The organism is Rothia sp. HMSC071F11 (assembly GCF_001809115.1).
Taxonomy (GTDB): domain Bacteria; phylum Actinomycetota; class Actinomycetes; order Actinomycetales; family Micrococcaceae; genus Rothia; species Rothia dentocariosa.
Map to the genome: position 1 here is coordinate 188633 of NZ_KV795771.1, position 522 is coordinate 189154.

At 57.9% G+C, this 522-nt stretch carries 1 pseudogene; it reads right to left on the reverse strand.

What is annotated here, in order from left to right:
- Nucleotides 1-271 (reverse strand): annotated as a pseudogene (locus HMPREF2554_RS11865) (hypothetical protein); the annotation flags it as partial.
- Nucleotides 272-522: the final 251 nt, after the last annotated feature.

Sequence of the window (522 nt, forward strand, 5' to 3'; positions counted from 1 at the left end):
GGTAGACCTTGCCGTCGGCAGTTCCGTAGAGGGTGGAATACGAATCTACGCTGCGCCACGTTCCATCGGCCTTAACCTCCATACCCCTAGCGCCTTTAGTCAGATCCGTATCGCCGCTCTCGCGTACTCGAATCCAGCTGCCATCGGGGTTTACGTGAACCCGCTCGTTCCGTTGCGCGTCAAAACTTTCCCAGGTGCCGTCAGCATTCAGATTAGCTTTATCGCCTTTATTATTAGTCCACTCCCAGGTGCCGTCGGCTTTGGTGGTCATAGTATAGCTCTCGCTCTTATACTCCCATGAACCGTCCTCATGCACTGTCGCTCCAGGGTAGGGGTCTCCATATGTCGAGGTCGGCCGCGGCTTACCGGCCTTATTATCATCGGTCAGAGCCTTTGAGGTAGCGCTCGAATTTGCCGAAGCCGAGGCGCTGGTGCTGCTGGAAGCTGAGGCGCTGGGCGATGCAGTTTCCGAGGCAGACGCGCTCGCACTCGACGAGCTGGCGGCGGAAGACGAAGGTGCCA